The following is a 22,555-nucleotide window of genomic DNA, read 5'->3' as shown; positions in this document are numbered from 1 at the left end:
TCTACCTAACTTCCAGTTCATTTGTTATCTTGCTTCTATTTATTAGAATCATGGAAGCAATTATGATTAAACAGACTCCTAAAACAAAGGATATGAAAAGATAAGACGGCAGAATTTGGCTGCCGTTTATTTTTTTTCCTCAAATATAACCGTAAACACGCTGCCAACACCCGGAGTACTGTTGGCATAAATTTTTCCGTTATGAGCGTGAACAATCGATTTCGCAATAGAAAGTCCTAACCCAGAGCCTCCCTTTTCTCTTGATAAATCTGCTCGATAAAAACGGTCAAAAATATATGGAGCATCCTCAGATGAAATGCCACTACCTGTATCCTCAACAGAATCCTTTTATTTCCTTCTATTTTTAAGGAAAGAGTAATCATTCCTTCTTTTGTATAACACAAGGCATTATCCAATAAAATGTAAAGCAATTGCTGAATTCGTATTGCATCACAAATGAGATAAACACTATTTTGGATATTTTGCACAAATTGAATTTGAGTAGTTATTTTTCTAGAAAACCTTGTATAAATAGAAAACAATAAATCAGACAAATGAACCCTCTTCATGTCTAAAATCAATTGGTTATTGTCACTTCTAGCTAACTCTAAGAGACTATTAATTAAATTGCTCATTAGGTTTGCTTCTGTTTTAACATCCTGGAGAACTTCTATACCATAGTTGCTTAAGTTTTTCTCTTCCTCTTTTAAAAGCAAATCAATTGAGCTATAAAAAATACTAAGTGGCGTCCTTAACTCGTGCGAGGCATCTGAAACAAATTTTTCTTGCTTCTGAAAGGCACTTTTTATTGGTTTTATGGCTTGTCCAGCAAAATAATAGCCTAGAAAGGCATATAAAAGACTAAACATTAGAGTTAACACAACCAAAGTCCAAGTAATATTTTGTATTAGGTGATTCTCGCTCGTAATATCCATACCAAGTATGATATATCCATAGCTTTCAAGTGGTTCTTTAATAAAAAGTAGGTGACGTTGTTTCCACGTTATTCTTTGAGAAAATGACTCTCCACCTATTCCTTTATTTTGATTAAGCCAATTGGAGAAGGTTTGAATGGTTTCCTCCCCAAATACAAACTCACCCTGTTTATTGTACACATAATAGAAGATTGATCGATTAGGTTCATATTCCAAGCCATGGTGGTCTCTTTCATATAGTTCCTCAATCATTTCTGCTTTCTCTTTGGCATAATAATTGGTAAGGTCTTTTCTTTGTTTTTCATTTATTTCATGTGAAATTAAAAGATATAACAAGCCAATAAACAAAATAAGTATGATGACGAGTGATAACGTATAACTAATGGTTAGTTTTGTTCGAACCTGCTTAAACATCCGAATGTCTCACTTTATATCCGATTCCACGAACGTTTTGGATAAATGAAGGTTTACCAGGCAAATCTATTTTTTTTCGAACTAACTTAACCAAAGCATCTAAAGCATTATCAGACACTTCTGTGTCATACCCCCACAGCTTTTCGAACAAAATTTCTCTTGTCATCACTTGATTTTGATTACGCATTAATAATTCAAGAAGATGGTATTCCTTTTTAGTTAGTTCAATTACGGTGTTACCTCGAATAAGTTCATGGGTATGTAGGTTTAAAGTGAAATCATCCATGGAAACGATCACTTCGAGAGGTTTATTTTTTCTTCGGCTAATCGCCCGAATTCTTGCTATTAACTCATTAAATTCAAAAGGCTTAACAATATAATCATCCGCACCTGAATCTAGACCCGAAACGATATCATTTTTAGCATCTTTAGCCGTAACAAATAAGATTCCACTTTGAACCCCTCTTTCACGCAATCTTTTACATACAGAATGACCATTTTCTCCAGGTAACATCCAGTCGAGAATCACAACATCATAAATCTCCATTCTGGCATGGTCATAAGCGTCTAGGCCATTTTTTTACCCAATCTACACGGTGGAACTCCTTTTTCAGTAAGTGGGACATTAACTTCCCTAGTCGAACATCGTCCTCCGCTAGCAGAATATTCAATACGTCACCCCATTTCGAGATATCCAATTATCTTAATCATATCAAGCTTTTCTGAAAATGGAGTGAAAAAAGCGTGAACAAACTGTATAGACTTATTATTGTCCTTTAGAGTGATTATCTGAATCCTAAAGTATATGAATTCTACGATAGGAAGTAATAATCGTGGCAAAAAGACCTACAATTGTAATGATAATCAACGAATAAAGAAGTCTAGCATTTTGGAGAAGAACAAGCCCAGTTAGAATGATCATGCCATCCATCAATACCATAATGATACCTACATTTACTTTAGACCACTTAGAAATTAATAGTGCAAGTAAATCCATGCCACCTGGACTAATATGGTTTCTTAGCATGACTCCCACACCTATTCCAATGATAATTGACCCAACAATTACACTACTTAAAATGGGTAAATGGAATATTCCATTTAAAGGAAAAAATAATTCAATCATAAATCCAGATAGGATTGCACCCAGTAATCCGTTGAAAAAATACATTCGATCGGATTTATAAGCAAACATATAAACAGGGATATTTAGAAGAATAAAAATAATTCCCGCTTTAAAACCAAATAAATACTTTATTAACAGGCTTACACCAAAGAGTCCTCCATTAATTAAATGAAAAGGAAGAATAAAACCATTAATACCTATTCCTAGCATAGTACTGCCGAATCCGATAATAGCCAATTTATTAATCATATAATCATTCCTTGTCCAAATTCTTTATTATCACTTATATGATAGGAACAGGGAAATCATTCAATCGGATTGAGACCTTTGATTAACAAAAAAACGAAGCCAATATGACCTCGTTTTAAATAGTTACAGCATTTTTTCCTTTACGTAAAAGGACTTGTTTCAAAAATGAGGATAAGAGGGTTAGAAATGGCAATCCCCATAAAAAGAATGCATATGGTAGGTATTCACTTAAGGGGATACCAACAATCGTACTACACATGATGGCAAGAACACTCCACGGGACCATCCCTGGAAATAACATCGTTGAATCACCCATCACCCTTACTAGCTCTTCTTTTCCATACTTATTTGACCAATGTGGTAAAAAAGATCTCCCAGTTAAGATGATTGGTAGTGTTTGATTAGCAGCTATTACACTGATTAGTAATGTTGCCAGAAGTGTTTTAACTGTATCACTCATCAATGAACGGGAAGACTGAAGCCACTGATCTAAGTAAGGCTGAATGACATTCAACTCTTCTAACAATCCATTATAAGCCCCCGCCAATACGAGAAATAGCAGTAATTCAAACATATGAGAAAATCCTCCACCCAGACCATCAATTCCGAACCAACAGGCTGAAGTTATCTTTGAAAAAGCAATCCCTTTTACTAAAGCAATAATTGCTGCTGATAGAATACTAGAAAGGAATGCATAAATAATACTTAAGCGACAAACCACAAATCCGATTAATACAAGAGGTGGAATAAAAGTAATTAAAGAAAGTTCACCCCAAACAAATGTATGGGATTTTATTACTAACTTGTTTGAATAAAGCAAGTCAAAAAGACCATATAAACTAAAACAAATTCCTATGGCTATAATCGTAGTCAATAGCATAGCTTTCCACTGTTTTTTTACCGGCACTTCAACAGTATGTGATAATAATTGATGACTGCTTGAAAACGGCGATGTTCGATCGCCAACAAAAGCACCAGACACCAATGCACCTGCGACTATTTCAATTGGAAGGTGAAGGACTGCAGCAGTGCCTAAAATAGGGATGCCAATCGCACTTAACGTACCAACTGTTGTACCAAGAAGCATCGAGAAAAACATGGCGACCAGGAATGATAGAAAAATGAAATGGTGTGGATTAATTAGGTAAAGTGCAATCTTAACCATCTGATCAATCGTGCCTGCTAAATACCATGAAGGTAGTAAAAGACTAACTAAAGAAAGGATAATAATGACAATTTTTGTTTTTTGGATTCCTGTTACACTAATTTGAAGTATAACTCTTAAAGAGTTATATTTTTTTCTTGCAAGTACGACTAATATTACATATCCCGGAAAAAAACCAGCAACAAGAGGGTAATGAAAACTGACAGACCAGATGACCCCTGAAATTGTAACAATAAGTAGTAACAAAACTTGCGTGACAGTAAATTTAGCTTCGATAAGATCACCGCTTTCATATAAAGAACATTACTAATTATAAGAAAAATTTCGGCAATCGAAAAGTCCCTATCAAAAAAAATAGAGCCGCATAAATTAGCGGCCCCATACATCCTAAAAGGTTACACAACTTCATCAAGCAAGGTGTATAGTTGGTCTCGTTCATTTTCCTTATTCTCTATTTCCAAATAAATTTTTTGCAGGGAATTGAGCTCGCTTTCTTCCTCAAGCATTTTTTTAAGCTGGTGTAGCTCCGATTCAATTTTCTCTATTCTCTCCTCGATGTCATCCACCTTCAGCGTATCCTTTTCTTCTCCTATTTTTCCTTGTAGAGGTGCTTTTGGAGTAATGGTGGGTGATTTATAAACTTGTTTTGTTTCAAATTCCAGCAATTTCTCTTTTGCCCAGTTGTAATTTCCATCAAAAAAGTGAATTTTACCATTCTGAAGCCAATAGATTTTGTTAAATAATTTATTAAGGAAATAACGGTCATGGGAAACAGCTAAAATCGTACCGTTAAATTGTTCAAGTGCTTCTTCAAGTACTTCACACGAATCAATATCTAAATGGTTCGTTGGTTCATCCAATATCAGCAGATTGATATCCTGATACATCAACTGCGCCAATCTTAGCCTCATTCTCTCACCACCGCTAAGCAGATTTACTTTCCGAAATACAGCCGGTCCGTAAAACAAGAATCGGGCTAAAATATGACGTGCTTCTCCTTCGTTTACCACAACTTCAGATCGAAAAACGTCAATTAACGATTCATCACCAATATCCCCAAAGACATGCTGTGATAAATAGCCCAATTTAACATTGCTTCCTACCTTGACAATTCCTTTATCTGCTTCCATTTGCTTTAATATCATTTTTAATAACGTCGATTTTCCCGTTCCGTTTTCACCGACAATCGCCACTCGGTCTTTATATTGAACAAACATGTTTACATTTTCGAAAAGGGTGCGATTACCATATGCCTTAGATACCTCCTCAAGGACGATTACATCTTTCCCGCTGCGGTCATTGGCCTCAAAGTCGATCGCCATTTTCTTCACATCAATCTTCGGACGTTCTAGTTTTTCGATTCGGTCAAGTGCCCTTTGCATATTGGTTGCACGTTTATGAAGTGCAGCACTCGGAGGATTGGATCGATTGGCCCAATCGCGAAGCCGCTTAATCGCTTCTTTCATTTTCTTAATTTTTCGTTGTTGTTCCTGATACTCCTGAAATTCTCTTAATAACCTCTCTTCTTTCTCCTTTACATAACCACTGAAATTCGTATGGTACAAATCAACTTCTCCATCTTCCATTTCCAGTACTTTATTAACTACTTCATCTAAAAAGTAACGGTCATGCGAGATAAGAATGATTGTTCCCTTAAATTCATTAAGGAATGTTCCCAGCCATTCAATTGCCTTAAGATCTAAATGGTTGGTTGGTTCATCAAGTAGTAGGAGATCGGGATTAATCAGTAAGCTTAAACCAAGACCAACCTTCGTTTTCTCGCCGCCGCTTAGAGATGAGAAGTCTTTGTCAAGGAGTCTGGTAATATTGAGGCCGTTTGCAATCCGCTCCAATTGAGCGTCCATTTCATAGCCGCCATTTACTATAAAATCATCCTGAAGTTTTCCATACTGATCCATTAGCCTTTGCAAATGAGGTGGAGCGATTTCCTGCCCCATTTCTATTTCTAATTGTTGAAGTTTTGTTTCAACATCTATTAATTGGGCAAAAGCAGTTTTTAAAACTTCCTTAACTGTTAGGCTTTTATAGTCAGGAATCTGTGCCAAATATCCAATTTTCAACCCTTTTTTCCGATGGATGACACCTTCATCCACTGTTTCTTGATTAGCTAATAATTTCATTAAGGTTGTTTTTCCGCCACCATTACGGCCTACGAGTCCAATCCGGCATCCTTCAAGAATCTCAAATGATACGTCTTTAAAAATCAGATTTCCACCATAGGATTTTGCTATATGATTTACGCTACAAATGATCATGTTCATTCTCCTTTTAATAGATAATTAAGATGAACACTCTCTTTATATAAAGGCTTTGTTGAATTTGTCTGTTGATTTCCGCTCCAGGCGCGAGCGGTTCGTGGGCGTTTCGGCGAGCCTCCTCGGCGCTCACGCCTGCGGGGTCTCCCCTGAACCGTACTCCCACAGGAGTCTTCGCGCCTTCCACTCCAATCAACAGGGTATAAAAATCAACAATGTTCTTTAACATAGCCTATATAAAAAGGCCACGGGCATCTAACCTTCCCGCGGCCTAAAAATAAGCATGAAAAAAGAGTGCGGGCGATGCACTCTCTTATACCTATTTATTGTGGGTAAAGAGATGTGTTATCGTTCTAAATTCATTATGCAGTTTCTATAAAAGGGCAGACTTCCCCCTTTGGAAACCACATCATGAAAAATCGCGCGACAAAAATAAAGCGCTTCAAGCCATTGCACGCGAACAAAAATAGAACGTTTCATCTCTTTACACCTCCGTTTCCAATCAAGTTAAATCTATTGTAAATTTTTTCCGTAATAATTGCAAGCCTATTTTTTCAGACTATTCCCGCAAAACTCCTAATGTAGATACCGTTTGTTTGCTCCAAACCTTCTCCGGTATACAAACTTTCTCAAGTCATCGTCCTTTAAGTTCCTATCGTAAATTAGAAATAACAATGATTGATATTCTGGATATTGCTGCTTTACGAAAAGGGCGAACTCCTTCCGTTCACCCTTTAGCATTTGTTTGAACTCCTTTTGGTTTACAATTTCTTCTAGGTTTTTTTCGTAAAATTCTTTCGTGTCTTCCCACTTTTCTTTTCGATTCTCTAAGATGTCACGGGCATATTCGGGCAATTTTCCAATAACATGATCGATATAGCCCTCCGACCACATAATCATTTTATCCTTTTCAGGGAGTTCAAAAACCATATTCATTAGCTCTAAATCATCGACTACTTCACTGATCGCGTATTTCCCGACCCTATTCATGTTTTCACCTCAAGACCCTTTTAATTGGTCTTATTTTACCTCTAATTATGCACCACTATTATTGACTAATTTTGCATGTAATGTGATAAGCTTCCCGTCACGATATACTTCAAATTTAATGGAATCACCTGTTTGAACCTTTGAGTACAGATATTTTCTTAAATCAGATGAATTCGCAATGGCATTTCCATTCATTGATACAATGATATCTTTTGGTTTGAATCCTGCCTTTGCTGCTGTAGAATTTGGATCAATGTTCATAACCATAACACCTTTTTTCACATTATTCGGTAGGTTTTGCCAATACATTTGTGGTACTTCCTCTAAATCTGCAAGTCCTACTCCTAGGTATGGTCGATCAATCTTACCATTTTTAATTAATTGATTCACAATAGGAATGAGATCATTACTAGGGATTGCAAAACCTAATCCTTCTACACCGCTCTCTGAGATTTTTAAGCTATTAATACCAATTACCTGTCCTTGTGGATTGATTAATGCACCTCCACTGTTCCCAGGATTAATCGCTGCATCAGTCTGAATAACATTTGTATCCCAATTTCCTGCTGAAGTAGTGACAGAAATACTCCGGTTAGTTGCACTAACAATTCCTTGAGTAACAGTTCTTGAGAGATTCAAGCCAAGTGGATTTCCAATCGCATATACCTGGTCACCTGGGCGAAGTGTAGATGAATCTCCAAAGTCTGCTGTTGAAGTGACATATTTGGCATCAATTTTTAATACTGCAAGATCTGTAAGCGCATCTGTTCCAACTACTTCTGCGGTTGTCTTTTCTCCATCATACAATGAAATTTCAAGTTTTGATGCTCCTTCAACAACGTGATTATTGGTAACAATATAAGCGATGTCTTTATTTTTTTGAAAAATAACACCCGAACCAGATCCACTTTCCACACTTTGGGATGAATTTTGGTTTTCGTAAAAGTTGTTCTGCTGTTGCTGGAAATTGACGATACCGACAATTGCTTTTGAAATCTTTTCTACTGTATCTGCTATAGAATTTGATGAAGCAGCAGTAGGTTGCGCAGTAACGGATTTTACTGATGAAACAGTATTTCCACTCTGCCCCGCAGTGTTTACTTGCGGATTTTCTACATCTGGATATAGGTTTTTTAAATAATCTGTATGTGGCAGAACAGCCAAGGTCAAAACAGATCCAACTATTCCTGCTGCCAGGGTAGAAGCAAGCCCTTTTACATTTCGTTTCTTACGATTTTCTCCCCTTGGTTGATTGGTAGGACGAGTCTGCTCGCTTATCGGGGGCATGACTTCATGGGCTTCATTTTCAGATTTTATTGGTTGTACATTTTCCCTCTCGTATTCGTTCCCCCTCGCACCAAAAGTCGCGTCAACCGCATTCGAATTTCCTTCTCTATTTTCAAATTCTGTAGAAACACTTGCATTTATATTTTCAGTCATCTCAGATGAGTTAGAATCATTTCTTTCGAATTCATTTTCATTCAAACGATCCATTACAATCGATCTCCTTTTCGAATATTAAATTCTTTTACCTTGTCTATACTTTAGCCGACAAATCTTAAGAAATTATTAACAATCTGTAACGGGTTTTGAAAATTTGTAAGAAAGAACAATGAATTTCAATAAGAAAAGCGCAAGCGCCTTGTTCAGCCCCGACAGGCAAATGTTCTTCGGCAAGAAAAGTCCGCCTTTTGACTTTTATTGTCGAAGGTTATTTGACCCGAGGGGCTAGGCGCTGGAGCTGGACAATTCTCGAAGTGGAATTTTATACATAAAAAAAGCTACAGACATGTCTGTAGCTCTCCTCAGTGTATTTTTTGAAAACGAATCACAAATTTGGTCCCTTTTCCTTTTTCACTAAACACTTCAATTTCGCCGTTATGCAACAATACCAATTGTTTTACAATCGAAAGACCTAAACCAAACTCCCCATATGGGTTACTTGTTCTTGAGATATCGGCTTTGTAAAAACGACGCCATATATTTTCTAATTCATTTGGGTCAATTCCAATCCCCGTATCTTCTACTTCAATAATAACCCAGTTCACATTCATTTTTCCTCTTAACCAAATAGTCCCATTAGTAGTAAATTGAATGCTATTTTTGGTAATGTTGATCAAGATTTGAACAAGGCGGTCATAGTCGGCATTCACCATGATATCCGGTTCTACATCGACAATGAGCTTATTATTTTTCTCTTCCGCCTGTAGTAATAATTGTTCTTGGATGATTTCCAATACTTCTAGAAGCTGTATGTCTTCTCTAAACAATTGGATTTGATTGGAACGAATTTTCTCAAAATCTAGGTTTTCATTGACAAGCCGAATTAATCTTTTGGCTTCGTGACTGACAAGATTAATACCCTTTTCTTTGTCTTTCTCAGGAATCATATTATTTCTCAATCCCTCAATTACTCCACTGATGGTCGTTAAAGGCGTCCTCATCTCATGAGAAACATCTGCCATAAACTGCCTTCTTCTGTTTTCAAGACTCTCGATTTCTTCCATTGACGTATTAATTTTATCCACCATATGATTAAAATCCTTTGCTAACTCACCAATCTCATCAAAATTGGAAGATTTTACATTAACATGATAATTTCCCGCTGAAACAAGTGATGTCGCTTCACGAAGACGTTTAATACGGTTTACATGTATTCTTGATAAAAACCAGCTTAATAACAACGAAACAGCAGAGGCAATTAAAATTGTATAGAGTAAAAATTTATTGATTTGACGAATCATATCGCTAGAACCACTAATAGGGGAAGTTAACAAAATTCCGCCAACAAATCTCCCATTATCATGATAAGGTAAGACAACAAATGTTACCCCCTCCTGTCCAAACCTTTTAAAATCACTTTGTACTATGAGTGTTTGTCCTTCGGTAATTTTCTTCCATTCCTTATCAGATAACCCTTTAATAGCTGGTCCGCGTTTCCCAACTAAATACAGATTACCATCCTCATCAAACATACTAAAACTCATTTTTCGTGCAGCTAATACTGTACTATATTGATTCATAATTTCCTTAGTCGCGAAAGGAGTTTCTTTCATATCTGTTAAAATGGCTTTGCCATACGAAATAAGTTCATCTGCCTTATTCTGATAAACTAAATTTTCCACATAATGAGCAAACAAGAGACTTAGAATTAAAAAGGCAACAATAATAATACTAATATGGCTAAAAAACTGCTGATAGAAATATTTAAACTTGATCGGTTTTGATGGACTCATCAAATTTATACCCTACTCCCCAAACAGTATGAAAGAATGGCTGTGAAGTGGTCTCAACCTTCTTCCGTAGCCTTTTAATATGAACATCAACCGTTCTTTCATCACCGTAAAACTGATATCCCCAAACACTTTCAAGCAACTGCTCTCTTGAAAAGACTTGCCGTGGATGCTCCACCATAAAGTACAGAAGATCAAATTCCTTTGGTGTTAAGTTGGTTATTGGTGTACCGTCAACAATCACTTCTCTAGTATCTTTATTGACATTAAAATATTCTGTTTGAACCATATTTTTCTGCTCCATTGGAATCTGCGTTTGGAATCTTCGCGTTACTGCCTTAATTCTTGCCATTAGTGTAAGAGGACTAAAAGGCTTTGTCACATAATCATCTGCACCCATTTCTAAACCTAACACTTGATCAGATTCACTATCCTTTGCAGTTAACATAATAATCGGAACTGTAAACTTCTCTTCGCGAATCTTTCTGCAAATAGTTACTCCATCCATACTTGGCAGCATCCAATCAACAATTAGCGCATCCCAAGTTTCACTTTTAAAGCGGTTATAGCCTTCTAGACCATCATTTACAAATTCTCCCTCAATTCCTTCTTTTGCAAAAAACATTTCAATCATCGAGCAAACACTCTTACTATCTTCAATCACTAATATTCTCAAAATGCTCATCTCCTAAATAAAAACGTGGAAATACCTTATTAAAGACAACTGCAATCCATTTAATATAGATAAATGATTCTTACTTTTTAGTTTATCTCAAATTTTATGCATATCAACAATTAAGAGCATTCTTCCCGACTAATTAATACTTTGTTCATAGTTTTTTAATATTTCATTTAAAAATTTGGGCTTTCTTAAAATTGTCTGTTGATTTCCGCTCCAGGCGCTTCGCTTTCCGCGGACGTTCCGGGGAGCCTCCTCGTCGCTTCGCTCCTGCGGGGTCTCCCCTGCCCCGTACTACCGCAGGAGTCTACGCGCCTTCCGCTCCAATCAACAGGTGTGTTAAATCAATATAATCTATAACAAAGCCAAAAGCATAAAAAAGAGGCTTGAATTAATATTCAAGTCCTCTTTTTGGAAAGTGTTAAAAAACTTTTGATGGTGCTCCAGTAAACAATGCTTCAGCGTTCCTGCCTAGCATTTTATCGATTTGTGTCTCTGTTACCCCATTCTCTCTAAGTGTTGGTAGGATGTTTTCAAAGATATGACCAGGGTGCCAATTCTCCATTATTTTCATCACTTGCTCGTTCATAATTGGAGGCCGTCCTAACCAAATATTAACGGAATCATGAGCTAGTAAAATTTGATCTTCGTAACCAGCATCCAACAAATCCATTAAAGTTGCCACTCTTTCTTGGTCGAATGGTGCTCCAACCATTCCTTGGATTCCAAACCGGTCAAACCCGATTCTGACTCCCTGGTCCATGACTTCCTTATGGTATTCAGGGTTAGTATTTCCGCACATATGACCAATAATAATCTTACTTGGGTCAGCACCAAGTTCAATTAACATTCTCGCCTGATCTGGACCCATTGTTCCTTCTTGTGTATGAGTTAAGATTACGATGCCAGTTTCCTTTTGTACCCTTGCTGCAGCCCGGAAGAACATTTTTTCATACTCAGTAATCTGGTCTTTGCTGGATGCTAGCTTAATAATGCCTGGTTTAACTCCTGTTCCGGCAATTCCTTCTGATATCTCTTTTTTATACATTTCATAAATTTCTTCTTCAGCAGTACCTAATGCCTGTCTGAACTTGAAGTATGGAGGAGCCCCCTCCCCTTCATAATAATATCCGGTCGCACAAATAATTTGTAATCCAGTTGCTTCTGAAACTTTTTTTAAGAATAGTGGATCTCTACCACATTCATTAGGAGTCGGGTCCACAACCGTTTGAACACCAAAACTCTGGATTTGTCTTGCTACAGCAATAGCTGCTTCTAAGAACTCTTCTTCCTTAAAAGGACCTAGAGTTACGTCACCTTGGAATCCTGGATATCCAAAAATAAAGTGTTCATGAATAAGTGTCTTTCCAAGTTTATCAACGGGAATTGGACCTGTAACTGTTTCAACATTTTTCATAAATTGGTTCACCCTTTCAATTTTCTACTAAAAATAAGAAAAATGGATAGATTAGTATGGGTAGACTAGGTGCTAACTGTTTATGGTTCTAAAATGAGTTTTCCTTGTGTTTTCCGTGATTGTAAAAGGGTATGGACTTGTGCTGCTTCCTCTAATGGGAAAACACCGCCTATTGTAAGTTTTAGTTTCCCTTCACCTAAATAGGTAAGAAGCTCTACTAAACTAGGTTGCAATAATTCTTGTTTTCTCATAATTTGTGGCAGAAAGAATCCGATCACTGATTGATTTCTTGCCATTAGTGAGGATGGATAGAAACGACTTTGTTCCCCGCTTGCGGCACCAAAGATGACAAGTCGACCAAATGTGGCAAGACACCTCACGGTTTTATTGAAAACTTCCCCGCCGACCATTTCTAGGGCAACGTTTACACCTCTACCATCTGTTGCCTCGAGAACCTGTTGTTCCCATTCAGGCTCTGTATAGTTGATAAGTACATCTGCTCCCATTTCACGAGCTAACGCTAATTTTTCATCGGAGCTTGCGGTAGCAATTATTTTTCCTGCACCGAACAATTTAGCAAGCTGTACAGCGATGGTACCTACGCCGCCTGCAGCCGCATGAACGAGGACACTTTCCCCCTTTTCTAAACGACCCATTGTTTTTAAAATATGATAAGCACTTAAACCTTGGAGTGGTAGGGCAACTGCTGTATGAAAATCTAATTGTTCAGGGATTGGAATTAGAGCACGTTCATCGGCTAGAGCAAATTCAGCATATCCTCCCGATTCAATTAACGTAACAATTCTGGTCCCTGGCTTTACTTTTGTTACATTTTCTCCCACTTCAGCGACAATTCCCGCAATCTCAGCACCGGGTATGAACGGAAGAGGTGTTTTTACCACATATTGTCCTTCTCTTCGCGCTGTATCAGCATAGTTCACACCAATAGCCTTGATTTCTATCAGTACTTCGTGACCTTTAGGAACAGGTCTTTCAATATCCACTAGATTTAATACTTCCGGTCCACCATATTCCTTTAATTGTACTGCTTTCATACCATTCATCTCCTACTTCCCTTTAAAAGCTGGTTTTCTCTTTTCTTTAAATGCTGCAATGCCTTCTTGGTGGTCCTCTGTCTGTACCATCAGTGTCTGGATCAGACGCTCCTGTTCAAGAATGTCCGCCAGTGAGGATGTGAATGCTTGATCAATTAACTTCTTTTGCTTTCCGTATGCTTTTCCAGGACCATGTGCTAATTTCAGAGCAAACTTCGTTGTTTCCTCCTGAAGCTTTTCAACTGGAACAAGGTAATTAATAACACCCAGCTGATATAATCTTTCTGCTGGAATTGGTTCAGCTGTAAACAAGAATTGCTTTGCTAAATGTGGTCCAATCAACCTTGGTAGTAAATACGAACCGCCCCCATCGGAAACCAGCCCTACCTGTGAAAAGCTTAAGGCAAATTTACTTTCTTCAGCAGCCACAATTAAGTCACAAGCGAGGGCTAAGTTGACACCGGCACCAGCAGCAAACCCATGTACTGCCGCAATAATTGGTTTTTCCGTATCTTTCATTAGTAAGATGAGTTCATTAAGCCTGCCGATATGATCGTATACTTGAACACCTTTAGCCTGCCCCATGGTTTTAACATCGCCACCCGCACTAAATGAACGGCCAGCTCCTGATAAAACAATGACCTGCACGTCCTCATCCTGTTGTGCACTATAAAGAGCATCCTTTAATCCTATTATCATTTCTGGACTAAAAGCGTTTAAGCTTTCTGGTCGATTTAAGGTTAGAGAAAGTACCGGTCCTAATTTTTCAACAATTAAATGTTCTTGAGTCATATACATCTTCCTTTCATATCAAATAATATAGTTAAATGGTTTCTAATCACGTTTATTTAATGAGCCAACCACCGTCAACTAAAAGATCCGCTCCTGTCATATAGGATGCTTCAGGTGAAGCAGCAAAAGCGATGACACTGGCAATTTCTTCAGGATTACCCACACGCTGTAAAGCTGTGTTTCTTTGTATTGCTCTTACGAATCGATCATTTTTTAAACCTTTTTCTGTTAGAGGAGTTTCAACAAATCCGGGTGACACAGAATTGACTCGAATGCCAAAAGGTGCTAATTCTAAAGCAAGTGATCGTGTGAAATTAATGACCCCGGCTTTAGCTGCACTATAATGAGGTATTTCTACACCTGCCTGATGTCCTGACAACGAGGCGACGTTTACAATTGCTCGGCTTCGTTGTTCTTCATGCTTTGCCCCTTCTATCATGATTTTCCCTAGCGCCTTTGAAACTAAAAACACACTTTTTAAATTAGCATCCTGGACATAGTCCCAGTCCTGTTCTGTTATCTCCAAAATTCTTGAATGTCGAGAACCGCCTGCATTATTTACAAGAACATGTAGGTCTCCATATTGCACTTGAACATATTCGGCTAATTCCGCTACATCCTCTGAATCTGTACAATCAGCCGTGAATATTTCAGCGAGCGGGATCTTACTCGTGCGATTGATTTCCTCCGCTGTTTTTTCGAGTTTCACCCTTGTCCTTCCAACTAAGATGACCTTGGCACCTTCGTTTGCAAGGCGAATAGCAGAAGCCCTGCCAATTCCGCTTCCAGCCCCTGTCACTACTGCAATCGATTGCGAAAACCTCATCTTCCCCACCCCCCTCATGAAAATTATTTACTTCGGAACTAGAGCTTTCTTCAAACAAAGATGGTATCAATTACTACTCTTCCATTCTTTAAAACGGGAACAATTGAAGCGCTTCCTTTTGATGCTGCCAATGTCAAATCTGTTTGTTGATTATATTTTTCAAGTAATTTACCAACATAGGAATCTTGCAGTATTTCATATGAATCATCCTGGCCTCTATAAAAATACAATGCTGCTTTAGCTGCATCTGTTAAGTCAAACTTCCCATTTTTCAACAAGCAATCTATGAAATGTCCAGCACCATAAAAATCTTCAAGACTTATTTCTCCTGAATTTCCGGAACAGATAACAAGAATGGTTTGATTATCGTTACATTTTTGAAGGGCATTGGCAACAGCAGGATTATTCATTATTGAAGCGATATATATTTTATCTGCATATAGTGATTTTCTTAAAGCAACAGTTCCATTCGTAGTAGATAAAATTAATGTCCTACCAGCGATGGCTTCTCCAATTAAGGTTGGACTCGGATAAACAAACCCTTCAATGGGGTTAGCATTCAACTCACCTGCAAGAACATATTCACCTTGTTTATATCTTTTTGCGAGTTCTAAGGCTTCATTGCTGTTTAAAACGGGAATGACTTCCTTAGCACCCTCCTTTAATGCAGATACGATTGTTGTTGTTGCCAAAAGCACATCTAAAACAACGGCAATTTTATTTCCTTCTGCCAATTTCTCTTCTTTAATTTCTTCTTTCTTCATGAGAAGGTGAACTTTTGTCATGCACTTTCAGCTCCCCTTTAAACCTTTTGATCAGCCACATGTGCTGCGTGCAGGATGAGATTTTTTACAAAATGGTTAAAATTAGCAAAACGCATATCATTTGTCTGACCTTTTTTAAAGCGATAATAGATTTGTTGTCCAATCACAGCCAGCTTAAAGTAAGCAAAGGTCAAATAGAAATTAAAGTTGGAAATATCGCGTCCACTTTTTTGGGCATAAAGCTCAATAAATTGATTTCTGGTGAAAAATCCATCATAAACTGCCGTGACTGGCTCCCTTCCAAGTCCTTTAATCAACAGGTCGGAATCATCACTTTGATTCCAATAGCTCATAGCAACGCCAAGGTCCGCCAGTGGGTCTCCAACTGTGGTCATCTCCCAGTCAAATAAACCTACCATTTCTGTAAATTGCTCATTATACATGGCATTATTGAACTTATAATCATAATGAATAATTGTAGATTCATGTTCTCTAGGAATATGGTCAACTAGCCATTTTTTCAAGGTATCAACAACAGCTATTTCATCCGTTTTAGCCCTTTCATACCTGCTAATCCAACCGTGTACCTGTCTTTCCATGAAGCCTGCTGGCTTGCTAATTAATGATAGACCGGTTTGTTTATAGTCGATGGCATGTAGTTCTACCAATTTCTCAACCATAACTTCAGATAGGTGTTGACAAAGTTCTTTTGTCACTTGAATTCCATCTGGGAAGGAAGTGTCAATCACGATCCCATTTTTTCTTTCCATGAGGAAAAATGAGCTACCCACAATGTCGATGTTATCTGAAAAAAGAAGGGGCTTGGGCGCCACTGAAAAAAACGGATTTAACTCAGAAAGTATTTTATATTCCCGTTTCATATCATGAGCCTTCGGTGCAACTGGGCCAAGTGGAGGACGTCTTAAAACCGCTTCCCACTCACCCATTTTTAGTTGATAGGTTAAATTTGAATGACCAGCAGAGAATTGTAAAATCTCAAGTGGCCCGGCTGGCATCGTTTCAAACGTTTCACGTAAGAACTTTTCCAATACTACTAAATTCAACTCTTCTCCTTTTCGAACAGGAATTGTATCCTTATTCATTTGGCGCGACATATGTTTCCTCCTTTCTTTTCAGAAAATTCAGTCTCTTTAAAATGAAATGTCATGTCTAACAGTGAACAAAAAAGCTTTTAAGTTCTTCTTTTAACAAGTCAGGCAGCAGTTCACTTTTTTGTTTCTCAAAGTCAAAGTAAACCATGATTGCATTTCCCTTAGCTAAAAGTTGGTTAGTTTTAGAACAGATAATATCATGTTCTAATTGAAAACTCTTGTTTCCTATTTTCGACACATAGGTATTAATCAGTAGGCTTTGATTAAAATAGCCTTGGCTGATAAAATCGCATTTGGTTGACGCAAGAATAAAATTCCAATTCCCACTATCCATCTTATAACCTAATGCTTCAATAAAGCGGATCCGTGCTTCCTCCAAATAAATGAAGTAACTTGTATTATTAATATGACCCAACGCATCAGTTTCCCCGAATCTTACTTGTACCCGTATCTCATGCATCCTGTTGATATTCACCTCACACAACAATGTAGATATAAATACGTTTAATACTAACCGGTTGGTATTTATTTTTTAAAAAAAGAGGGGGTATGTTTATTTAAAGAACCCTCTCTCATTTTTTCTTCAATTTTCTTGAATTCCCTTTAAAATCATTTCGACAAAAATCTCTGCGACTTCACGATCAGAGACCATGCCATTTGGATTAAACCATTGATAGCTCCAATTGGTAATACCTAGAATACCCATAGTAACAATACGTGCATTTAGATCTTGCCGAAACTCCTTTTTGGAAATGCCATCGTTAATAAGTGCTTCAATATTTAAACGAAATTGATCCCGTTTAGGAACAATCAACGCCAGACGCTCAGAGCTTAGATTTTTCATTTCTCTAAAAAAGATCTTTGCTGCTGCTCCCTGCCGTTGAATATTCGTTATAAGCATATTCACAATCTCAAATAATTTTTGCTTACAATTTTTTGATGTATCATTTAATATTTGTTCCTGGTGGACAAGCAGCTCATTAATATACCCTAGATGGATGTCCATGAGCAGTTCCTCTTTACTTGAAAAGTAATAGTAAAAAGTCCCCTTTGTTACACCTAGCGAATCCACTATATCCTGAATCGAGGTTTCACTAAAACCCTTCTTTTCAAATAATTGGATGCTTTGTCCTGTGATTTTTTCCTTCACCGTTCTGTCCCCGCAATCTGTAAAAAATATCTAATAGAAATTATACCATACTATCAAACGCTCCTTTAATGAATGAATAAATATTTGTCATTGTGCTTTTCACTCTCTCAATATAACGTCATCTATCATTGTTTGACTTCGTCTCTCAAGGCCCGGCGAAGGATTTTTCCCACACCTGTTTTAGGCAATTGCTCACGAAATTCAACCAAACGAGGCACCTTATATGCCGCAAGGTTCTGCCTACAGAATTGAATTATGTCTTCTTCAGTAGCCTTTTTACCAGCCTTCAAGACTATTACAGCCTTCACATCTTCTCCCCTGTATGGGTCGGGAACTCCAATGCAAACAGCTTCTTGAACAACAGGATGTTCATATAACACCTCTTCGATGTCGCGAGGATAAATATTGAAGCCGCTAGCAATAATCATATCTTTTTTTCGATCGACGATGTATAAATAACCATCTTCATCTATTTTGGCAATATCGCCTGTATAAAGCCAACCATCCCGTAATGTATTAGCAGTTTCTTCAGGCATATTCCAATAGCCCTTCATAATTTGCGGACCTTTAATGATGACCTCCCCAAGTTCACCTACAGATACCTCTTTCGTACCCGTTGCTAAATCGACAATTTTATATTCAGTAGAAGGCATTCCAATACCTACACTACCAGGTTTCCGCTCTGCAAATGGAGGATTACAATGTGTGGTTGGTGAAGCCTCAGACAGACCATAGCCTTCTAAAATCTTCGAACCTGTTTTCTTTTCGAAGCTACGGAGCAACTCAACAGGCATTGGTGCACTACCACTGTTACAGGTTCGAATACTATTAATTCCATATTCCTCTGCCTTAGGGTGACTCGTAATCGCCACATACATGGTTGGAACTCCTGGGAACATTGTAGGTTGTTCATTTTTTATCGTATTAAGGACTTCTTCTAAATCAAAACGAGGAAGCATGATTGATTCCCCTGCTGTGTATATAGAAAGATTCATGCAAGAACTCATTCCAAATACATGGAAGAGTGGAATTACGGTTAAACATTTTTCCTTTCCAACTTCCAAATCATGTTTAAAAAATTCATAACACTGGATCACATTAGCTAACACGTTTCGGTGAGTCAGCATAGCACCCTTAGACCGACCTGTAGTACCTCCAGTATATTGAAGCACTGATACATCATGTTCCGGTTCAAATTCAATTGGGACCACATTCCCGTTACCTTCTGTTAGGAAATTTTCAAAGCTCCTATCCGGCGCAAAATCTTGTCCTGAGGACTGTAAGCTAACAACAATAATATTCTTCAAATTTGTTTGAGATTGAACACTTTTCACCCTTGGATATAATGCATCAAGTACCACAATAGTTTCAGTACCTGAATCATTTAGGATATACTCAAGTTCCCGTTCAACTGACATAGGGTTCACCTGGGTAACAATTCCCCCAGCATTAAGGATTCCATAATAGGAAATGACATATTGCGGGCAGTTAGGAAGCATGATGGCTACCCGGTCCCCTTTTTGAACCTCATTTTGTTGAAGTGCTGAGGTAAAATCATGTGCTAAGGCTTGAAGTTGACCATAGGTGATCTTTTTTCCATAAAAAGACAGGGCAAAATTGTTAGGGAATTTTGAGGCAGTATCATGAAGAATTTGTCCCATTGGTTTATTCGGAATGGTTACATTTTTTTCTATTGTTTCAGGATAATGTGCCAACCAGGCTTTGTTCTCGCTCATCCGTTCCCCTCCATATGGTAATCATATTAAATTAAAACGTAAGTCCTCCACCGTCAACTGAAAGAGTGGTTCCTGTAATAAATGAGGCCTCATCTGACGCTAAGAATAAAACCGCATTTGCTACTTCCTCTGGTGTGCCAATTCTTCCAAGTGCATTGGCACGAGAAATGATTGGCCACTTACGCTCGTTCTGTTTCCAGTTTTCAATTATTTTTGTATCGATCACACCTGGAGCAATCGCATTCACCCTAATATTGTATTTTCCATACTCAAGTGCAGCGTTTTTTGTCAGTACAACTACTCCTGCTTTAGAGGCATTGTAAGCAGCCATATACTTTTGACCCTTCAGTCCAAGTAAACTAGAGGTATTAATAATTGAACCGCCGCCTGATTTGGATATCTCAGGGACAGCATATTTAATCCCAAGAAATACGCCTTTCAAGTTAATATCAACTACTCTGTCCCATTCCTCTTCTGCCAAATCCACACTCCGTACTTCGGAATTACCAATACCTGCATTGTTGAACATAATATGTAAGCCGCCAAATGTATTGGATGTAATCTGAATTAACTGCTTGATTTGTTCTGAATCGGCTACATCCGTTTTAACAAAAACAGCCTCTCCCCCTGCCTCTTTTATGATGCTGACGGTCTCTTCACCCATGATAGAATTAATATCTGCTACCGCAACCGTCGCTCCTTCTTTGGCAAAACGGACGGCGGCTGCACGTCCGATGCCGCTTCCGCCGCCTGTTACAATTGCAATCTTTTTATTTAATCTCATAGGTACCAACCCTTCTCTATCTAGTTCACAATTTAGCTATCGTTTTTATTGATATTTACGTAGTTCGAGTTTTGCCAGCTGAGCACGATGAACTTCATCAGGACCGTCAGCCAATCTCAATGTCCTTGCATTTGCCCATTGAGCTGCTAATGTAAAATCATTAGAAACCCCAGCAGCACCTAATGCTTGAATTGCACGGTCAATCACACGCAATGCCATCGATGGTGCAACCACCTTAATCATGGCAATTTCTGTTTTTGCTTCTTTATTACCAACAGTATCCATCATGTAAGCAGCTTTTAAAGTTAGCAACCTAGCTTGTTCAATTTCAATCCTTGAATCAGCAATCCACTCCCCAATTACACCTTGGCGAGAAAGCGGCTTTCCAAAAGCGGTCCGACTTTGAACACGCTTACACAATTCCTCAAGTGCTCGCTCAGCTGCACCGATTAATCTCATACAGTGATGGATTCTTCCAGGACCCAGTCTACCTTGAGCAATAGCAAATCCCTTTCCTTCTCCCCAAAGGATATTGTCGGCAGGAACTCTTACATTTTCATACGTAATCTCACCATGTCCATGTGGAGCATGATCGTATCCAAACACTGGCAGCATCCGTTCAATTTTTACCCCAGGGGTATCAAGAGGAACTAGAATCATAGATTGTTGTTCATGACGGTTAGCATTCGGATCTGTTTTCCCCATAACAATTGCTATTTTACAGCGAGGATCACCGGCACCAGATGACCACCATTTTCGTCCATTAATGACGTATTCATCACCGTCGCGTTCAATTCGTGCTTCTATGTTGGTCGCATCAGAGGAGGCAACCGCTGGTTCTGTCATCGAGAAACATGACCTAATTTCCCCTGCCAGCAGTGGTTTCAGCCATTCTTCCTTATGCTGTTCCTTACCATAACGAACAATGACTTCCATATTACCTGTATCAGGTGCACTACAATTAAACACTTCTGGTCCAATTAACGAACGCCCCATTATTTCGCAAAGAGGAGCATATTCCAAATTGGTTAGACCTGCACCAAATTCACTTTCAGGTAAAAACAAATTCCATAAACCCTCTGCTTTTGCCTTTTCCTTTAGTTCCTCCATGATTGGCGGGACTGCAATCCAACGACTCTCCTGTTCATTTAATTGCTGTTCGTACACAGATTCATTTGGGTAAACATAAGCCCCCATGAATGCTGTTAACTTTTCTTGCAAATCTTTAACCTTTTGAGAATATGAAAAATCCAATCTCTCCACTCCCTTCTCCATACTAACCAGTTAGTATGTTATAAGTTTAATTATACTCCCAAAACTTAAATATTCAAATTCTTTTCTAAATATTCTAATAAATTTAATATACGTTTACAATCCATTTAATAGTCTTGTTTTAAAAAAAGGCTTTGTTAAAGTTGTCTGTTGATTTCCGCTCCAGGCACTTCGCTTTCCGTGGGCGTTTCGGCGAGCCTCCTCGGCGTTCACGCCTGCGGGGTCTCCCCTGAACCGTACTCCCACAGGAGTCTTCGTGCCTTCCACTCCAATCAACAGAGTATAAAAATCAACAATGTTCATTTACACAGCCTAAAAAAAAAGGCCGAGAAGTTCTCGAACCTTTTCCATTAATATCTCTTAAAAGATTTTTTCTGCTTATTCATCACTTCATACGATTTTTCTATTATATCTGTTAACACATCACCCTTATAAATTCTACCAAGCTTTAGTCCTTGTTGATAATACTCGACAATTTCATCAAGTTTTCCTGAGGTTTCTTTGGTGATTCTTACATTTAGTTGAATTCTTTCGTTTTCAGTCATGTTAGCATCTCCTATAAAACTATTATCTCATTGCT

22 protein-coding genes and 1 pseudogene are annotated in these 22,555 nt (G+C 38.1%); all 23 read right to left on the bottom strand.

The window, feature by feature from the left end:
• Positions 1–126 precede the first annotated feature (126 nt).
• The 23 genes and pseudogenes from RCG25_RS10995 to RCG25_RS10885 all read right to left on the bottom strand — a co-directional run bounded on the left by RCG25_RS10995 (position 127) and on the right by RCG25_RS10885 (position 22,520).
• Positions 127–294 (bottom strand): ATP-binding protein, encoded by a 168-nt coding sequence (locus RCG25_RS10995; RefSeq protein WP_308084154.1) that lies wholly within the window; start codon positions 292–294, stop codon positions 127–129.
• On the bottom strand, positions 237–1,349 hold the full coding sequence (locus RCG25_RS10990) for a sensor histidine kinase (protein WP_308083706.1): 1,113 nt from the start codon (positions 1,347–1,349) through the stop codon (positions 237–239). The genes RCG25_RS10995 and RCG25_RS10990 overlap by 58 nt, the downstream gene beginning before the upstream one ends.
• A pseudogene (locus tag RCG25_RS10985) lies at positions 1,342–2,020 on the bottom strand (response regulator transcription factor). Before RCG25_RS10985 ends, RCG25_RS10990 begins: the two are co-directional and overlap by 8 nt.
• Positions 2,021–2,145: 125 nt before the next feature.
• Positions 2,146–2,724, bottom strand: coding sequence for a YitT family protein (locus tag RCG25_RS10980; protein WP_308083705.1), 579 nt, complete (start codon positions 2,722–2,724; stop codon positions 2,146–2,148).
• 115 nt (positions 2,725–2,839) lie between these two features.
• Positions 2,840–4,135, bottom strand: a complete 1,296-nt coding sequence (locus RCG25_RS10975; protein ID WP_308083704.1) for a Na+/H+ antiporter NhaC family protein — start codon at positions 4,133–4,135, stop codon at positions 2,840–2,842.
• A 149-nt stretch (positions 4,136–4,284) separates the two neighbouring features.
• A complete protein-coding gene (abc-f, locus tag RCG25_RS10970; protein WP_308083703.1) occupies positions 4,285–6,165 on the bottom strand; it encodes a ribosomal protection-like ABC-F family protein in 1,881 nt (626 codons plus the stop codon).
• A gap of 345 nt (positions 6,166–6,510) precedes the next feature.
• Positions 6,511–6,645, bottom strand: a complete 135-nt coding sequence (locus RCG25_RS10965; RefSeq protein WP_308083702.1) for an RAxF-45 family protein — start codon at positions 6,643–6,645, stop codon at positions 6,511–6,513.
• A gap of 96 nt (positions 6,646–6,741) precedes the next feature.
• Entirely contained in the window at positions 6,742–7,155 is a 414-nt protein-coding gene (locus tag RCG25_RS10960) for a hypothetical protein (RefSeq protein ID WP_308083701.1), read from the bottom strand.
• 45 nt (positions 7,156–7,200) lie between these two features.
• On the bottom strand, positions 7,201–8,649 hold the full coding sequence (locus RCG25_RS10955) for a S1C family serine protease (RefSeq protein ID WP_308083700.1): 1,449 nt from the start codon (positions 8,647–8,649) through the stop codon (positions 7,201–7,203).
• Between the two features lie 311 nt (positions 8,650–8,960).
• Positions 8,961–10,391, bottom strand: a complete 1,431-nt coding sequence (locus tag RCG25_RS10950) for an ATP-binding protein (protein ID WP_308083699.1) — start codon at positions 10,389–10,391, stop codon at positions 8,961–8,963.
• A complete protein-coding gene (locus tag RCG25_RS10945) occupies positions 10,363–11,064 on the bottom strand; it encodes a winged helix-turn-helix domain-containing protein (protein ID WP_308083698.1) in 702 nt (233 codons plus the stop codon). The genes RCG25_RS10950 and RCG25_RS10945 overlap by 29 nt, the downstream gene beginning before the upstream one ends.
• A 424-nt stretch (positions 11,065–11,488) precedes the next feature.
• Complete coding sequence (locus RCG25_RS10940; protein ID WP_308083697.1) at positions 11,489–12,484, bottom strand: phosphotriesterase family protein; 996 nt, start codon at positions 12,482–12,484, stop codon at positions 11,489–11,491.
• An 80-nt stretch (positions 12,485–12,564) separates the two neighbouring features.
• The gene (locus tag RCG25_RS10935) at positions 12,565–13,539 is read right to left on the bottom strand and encodes a quinone oxidoreductase family protein (RefSeq protein ID WP_308083696.1); all 975 of its coding nucleotides are present in this window, start codon (positions 13,537–13,539) and stop codon (positions 12,565–12,567) included.
• Between the two features lie 12 nt (positions 13,540–13,551).
• The gene (locus tag RCG25_RS10930; protein WP_308083695.1) at positions 13,552–14,331 is read right to left on the bottom strand and encodes an enoyl-CoA hydratase/isomerase family protein; all 780 of its coding nucleotides are present in this window, start codon (positions 14,329–14,331) and stop codon (positions 13,552–13,554) included.
• Positions 14,332–14,383: 52 nt separating this feature from the next.
• The gene (locus RCG25_RS10925) at positions 14,384–15,157 is read right to left on the bottom strand and encodes an SDR family NAD(P)-dependent oxidoreductase (RefSeq protein WP_308083694.1); all 774 of its coding nucleotides are present in this window, start codon (positions 15,155–15,157) and stop codon (positions 14,384–14,386) included.
• 50 nt (positions 15,158–15,207) lie between these two features.
• Positions 15,208–15,942 carry a 2-phosphosulfolactate phosphatase gene (locus tag RCG25_RS10920; RefSeq protein WP_308083693.1) on the bottom strand — a complete coding sequence of 245 codons (735 nt, stop codon included), beginning with the start codon at positions 15,940–15,942 and terminating at the stop codon, positions 15,208–15,210.
• A gap of 17 nt (positions 15,943–15,959) precedes the next feature.
• Entirely contained in the window at positions 15,960–17,036 is a 1,077-nt protein-coding gene (locus tag RCG25_RS10915; protein WP_308083692.1) for a phosphotransferase family protein, read from the bottom strand.
• Between the two features lie 55 nt (positions 17,037–17,091).
• Positions 17,092–17,493, bottom strand: a complete 402-nt coding sequence (locus RCG25_RS10910; protein WP_308083691.1) for an acyl-CoA thioesterase — start codon at positions 17,491–17,493, stop codon at positions 17,092–17,094.
• 123 nt (positions 17,494–17,616) lie between these two features.
• Positions 17,617–18,183: a TetR/AcrR family transcriptional regulator gene (locus tag RCG25_RS10905; RefSeq protein ID WP_308083690.1), complete on the bottom strand. Its 567-nt coding sequence runs from the start codon at positions 18,181–18,183 to the stop codon at positions 17,617–17,619.
• A 125-nt stretch (positions 18,184–18,308) separates the two neighbouring features.
• Positions 18,309–19,919 (bottom strand): long-chain-fatty-acid--CoA ligase, encoded by a 1,611-nt coding sequence (locus RCG25_RS10900; RefSeq protein WP_308083689.1) that lies wholly within the window; start codon positions 19,917–19,919, stop codon positions 18,309–18,311.
• Between the two features lie 31 nt (positions 19,920–19,950).
• Complete coding sequence (locus tag RCG25_RS10895) at positions 19,951–20,703, bottom strand: SDR family NAD(P)-dependent oxidoreductase (protein WP_308083688.1); 753 nt, start codon at positions 20,701–20,703, stop codon at positions 19,951–19,953.
• A 45-nt stretch (positions 20,704–20,748) separates the two neighbouring features.
• Positions 20,749–21,957, bottom strand: coding sequence for an acyl-CoA dehydrogenase (locus RCG25_RS10890; RefSeq protein ID WP_308083687.1), 1,209 nt, complete (start codon positions 21,955–21,957; stop codon positions 20,749–20,751).
• Positions 21,958–22,325: 368 nt separating this feature from the next.
• The gene (locus RCG25_RS10885) at positions 22,326–22,520 is read right to left on the bottom strand and encodes a hypothetical protein (RefSeq protein WP_308083686.1); all 195 of its coding nucleotides are present in this window, start codon (positions 22,518–22,520) and stop codon (positions 22,326–22,328) included.
• Positions 22,521–22,555 lie beyond the last annotated feature (35 nt).

Origin of the sequence: Neobacillus sp. PS2-9, from assembly GCF_030915525.1 — a bacterium.
GTDB lineage: Bacteria > Bacillota > Bacilli > Bacillales > Cytobacillaceae > Neobacillus.
This window is presented reverse-complemented; position numbering and strand designations above follow the sequence as displayed.

Bases quoted from the DNA above. Each gene is read 5' to 3' on its own strand.
- RCG25_RS10960 (WP_308083701.1), bottom strand. From the start codon at position 7,155: ATGAATAGGGTCGGGAAATACGCGATCAGTGAAGTAGTCGATGATTTA.
- RCG25_RS10950 (WP_308083699.1), bottom strand. From the start codon at position 10,391: ATGAGTCCATCAAAACCGATCAAGTTTAAATATTTCTATCAGCAGTTT.
- RCG25_RS10940 (WP_308083697.1), bottom strand. From the start codon at position 12,484: ATGAAAAATGTTGAAACAGTTACAGGTCCAATTCCCGTTGATAAACTT.
- RCG25_RS10920 (WP_308083693.1), bottom strand. From the start codon at position 15,942: ATGACAAAAGTTCACCTTCTCATGAAGAAAGAAGAAATTAAAGAAGAG.
- RCG25_RS10910 (WP_308083691.1), bottom strand. From the start codon at position 17,493: ATGCATGAGATACGGGTACAAGTAAGATTCGGGGAAACTGATGCGTTG.
- RCG25_RS10900 (WP_308083689.1), bottom strand. From the start codon at position 19,919: ATGAGCGAGAACAAAGCCTGGTTGGCACATTATCCTGAAACAATAGAA.
- RCG25_RS10930 (WP_308083695.1), bottom strand. From the start codon at position 14,331: ATGACTCAAGAACATTTAATTGTTGAAAAATTAGGACCGGTACTTTCT.
- RCG25_RS10915 (WP_308083692.1), bottom strand. From the start codon at position 17,036: ATGTCGCGCCAAATGAATAAGGATACAATTCCTGTTCGAAAAGGAGAA.
- RCG25_RS10935 (WP_308083696.1), bottom strand. From the start codon at position 13,539: ATGAAAGCAGTACAATTAAAGGAATATGGTGGACCGGAAGTATTAAAT.
- RCG25_RS10955 (WP_308083700.1), bottom strand. From the start codon at position 8,649: ATGGATCGTTTGAATGAAAATGAATTCGAAAGAAATGATTCTAACTCA.
- RCG25_RS10965 (WP_308083702.1), bottom strand. From the start codon at position 6,645: ATGAAACGTTCTATTTTTGTTCGCGTGCAATGGCTTGAAGCGCTTTAT.
- RCG25_RS10990 (WP_308083706.1), bottom strand. From the start codon at position 1,349: ATGTTTAAGCAGGTTCGAACAAAACTAACCATTAGTTATACGTTATCA.
- RCG25_RS10925 (WP_308083694.1), bottom strand. From the start codon at position 15,157: ATGAGGTTTTCGCAATCGATTGCAGTAGTGACAGGGGCTGGAAGCGGA.
- abc-f (WP_308083703.1), bottom strand. From the start codon at position 6,165: ATGATCATTTGTAGCGTAAATCATATAGCAAAATCCTATGGTGGAAAT.
- RCG25_RS10980 (WP_308083705.1), bottom strand. From the start codon at position 2,724: ATGATTAATAAATTGGCTATTATCGGATTCGGCAGTACTATGCTAGGA.
- RCG25_RS10895 (WP_308083688.1), bottom strand. From the start codon at position 20,703: ATGAGATTAAATAAAAAGATTGCAATTGTAACAGGCGGCGGAAGCGGC.
- RCG25_RS10885 (WP_308083686.1), bottom strand. From the start codon at position 22,520: ATGACTGAAAACGAAAGAATTCAACTAAATGTAAGAATCACCAAAGAA.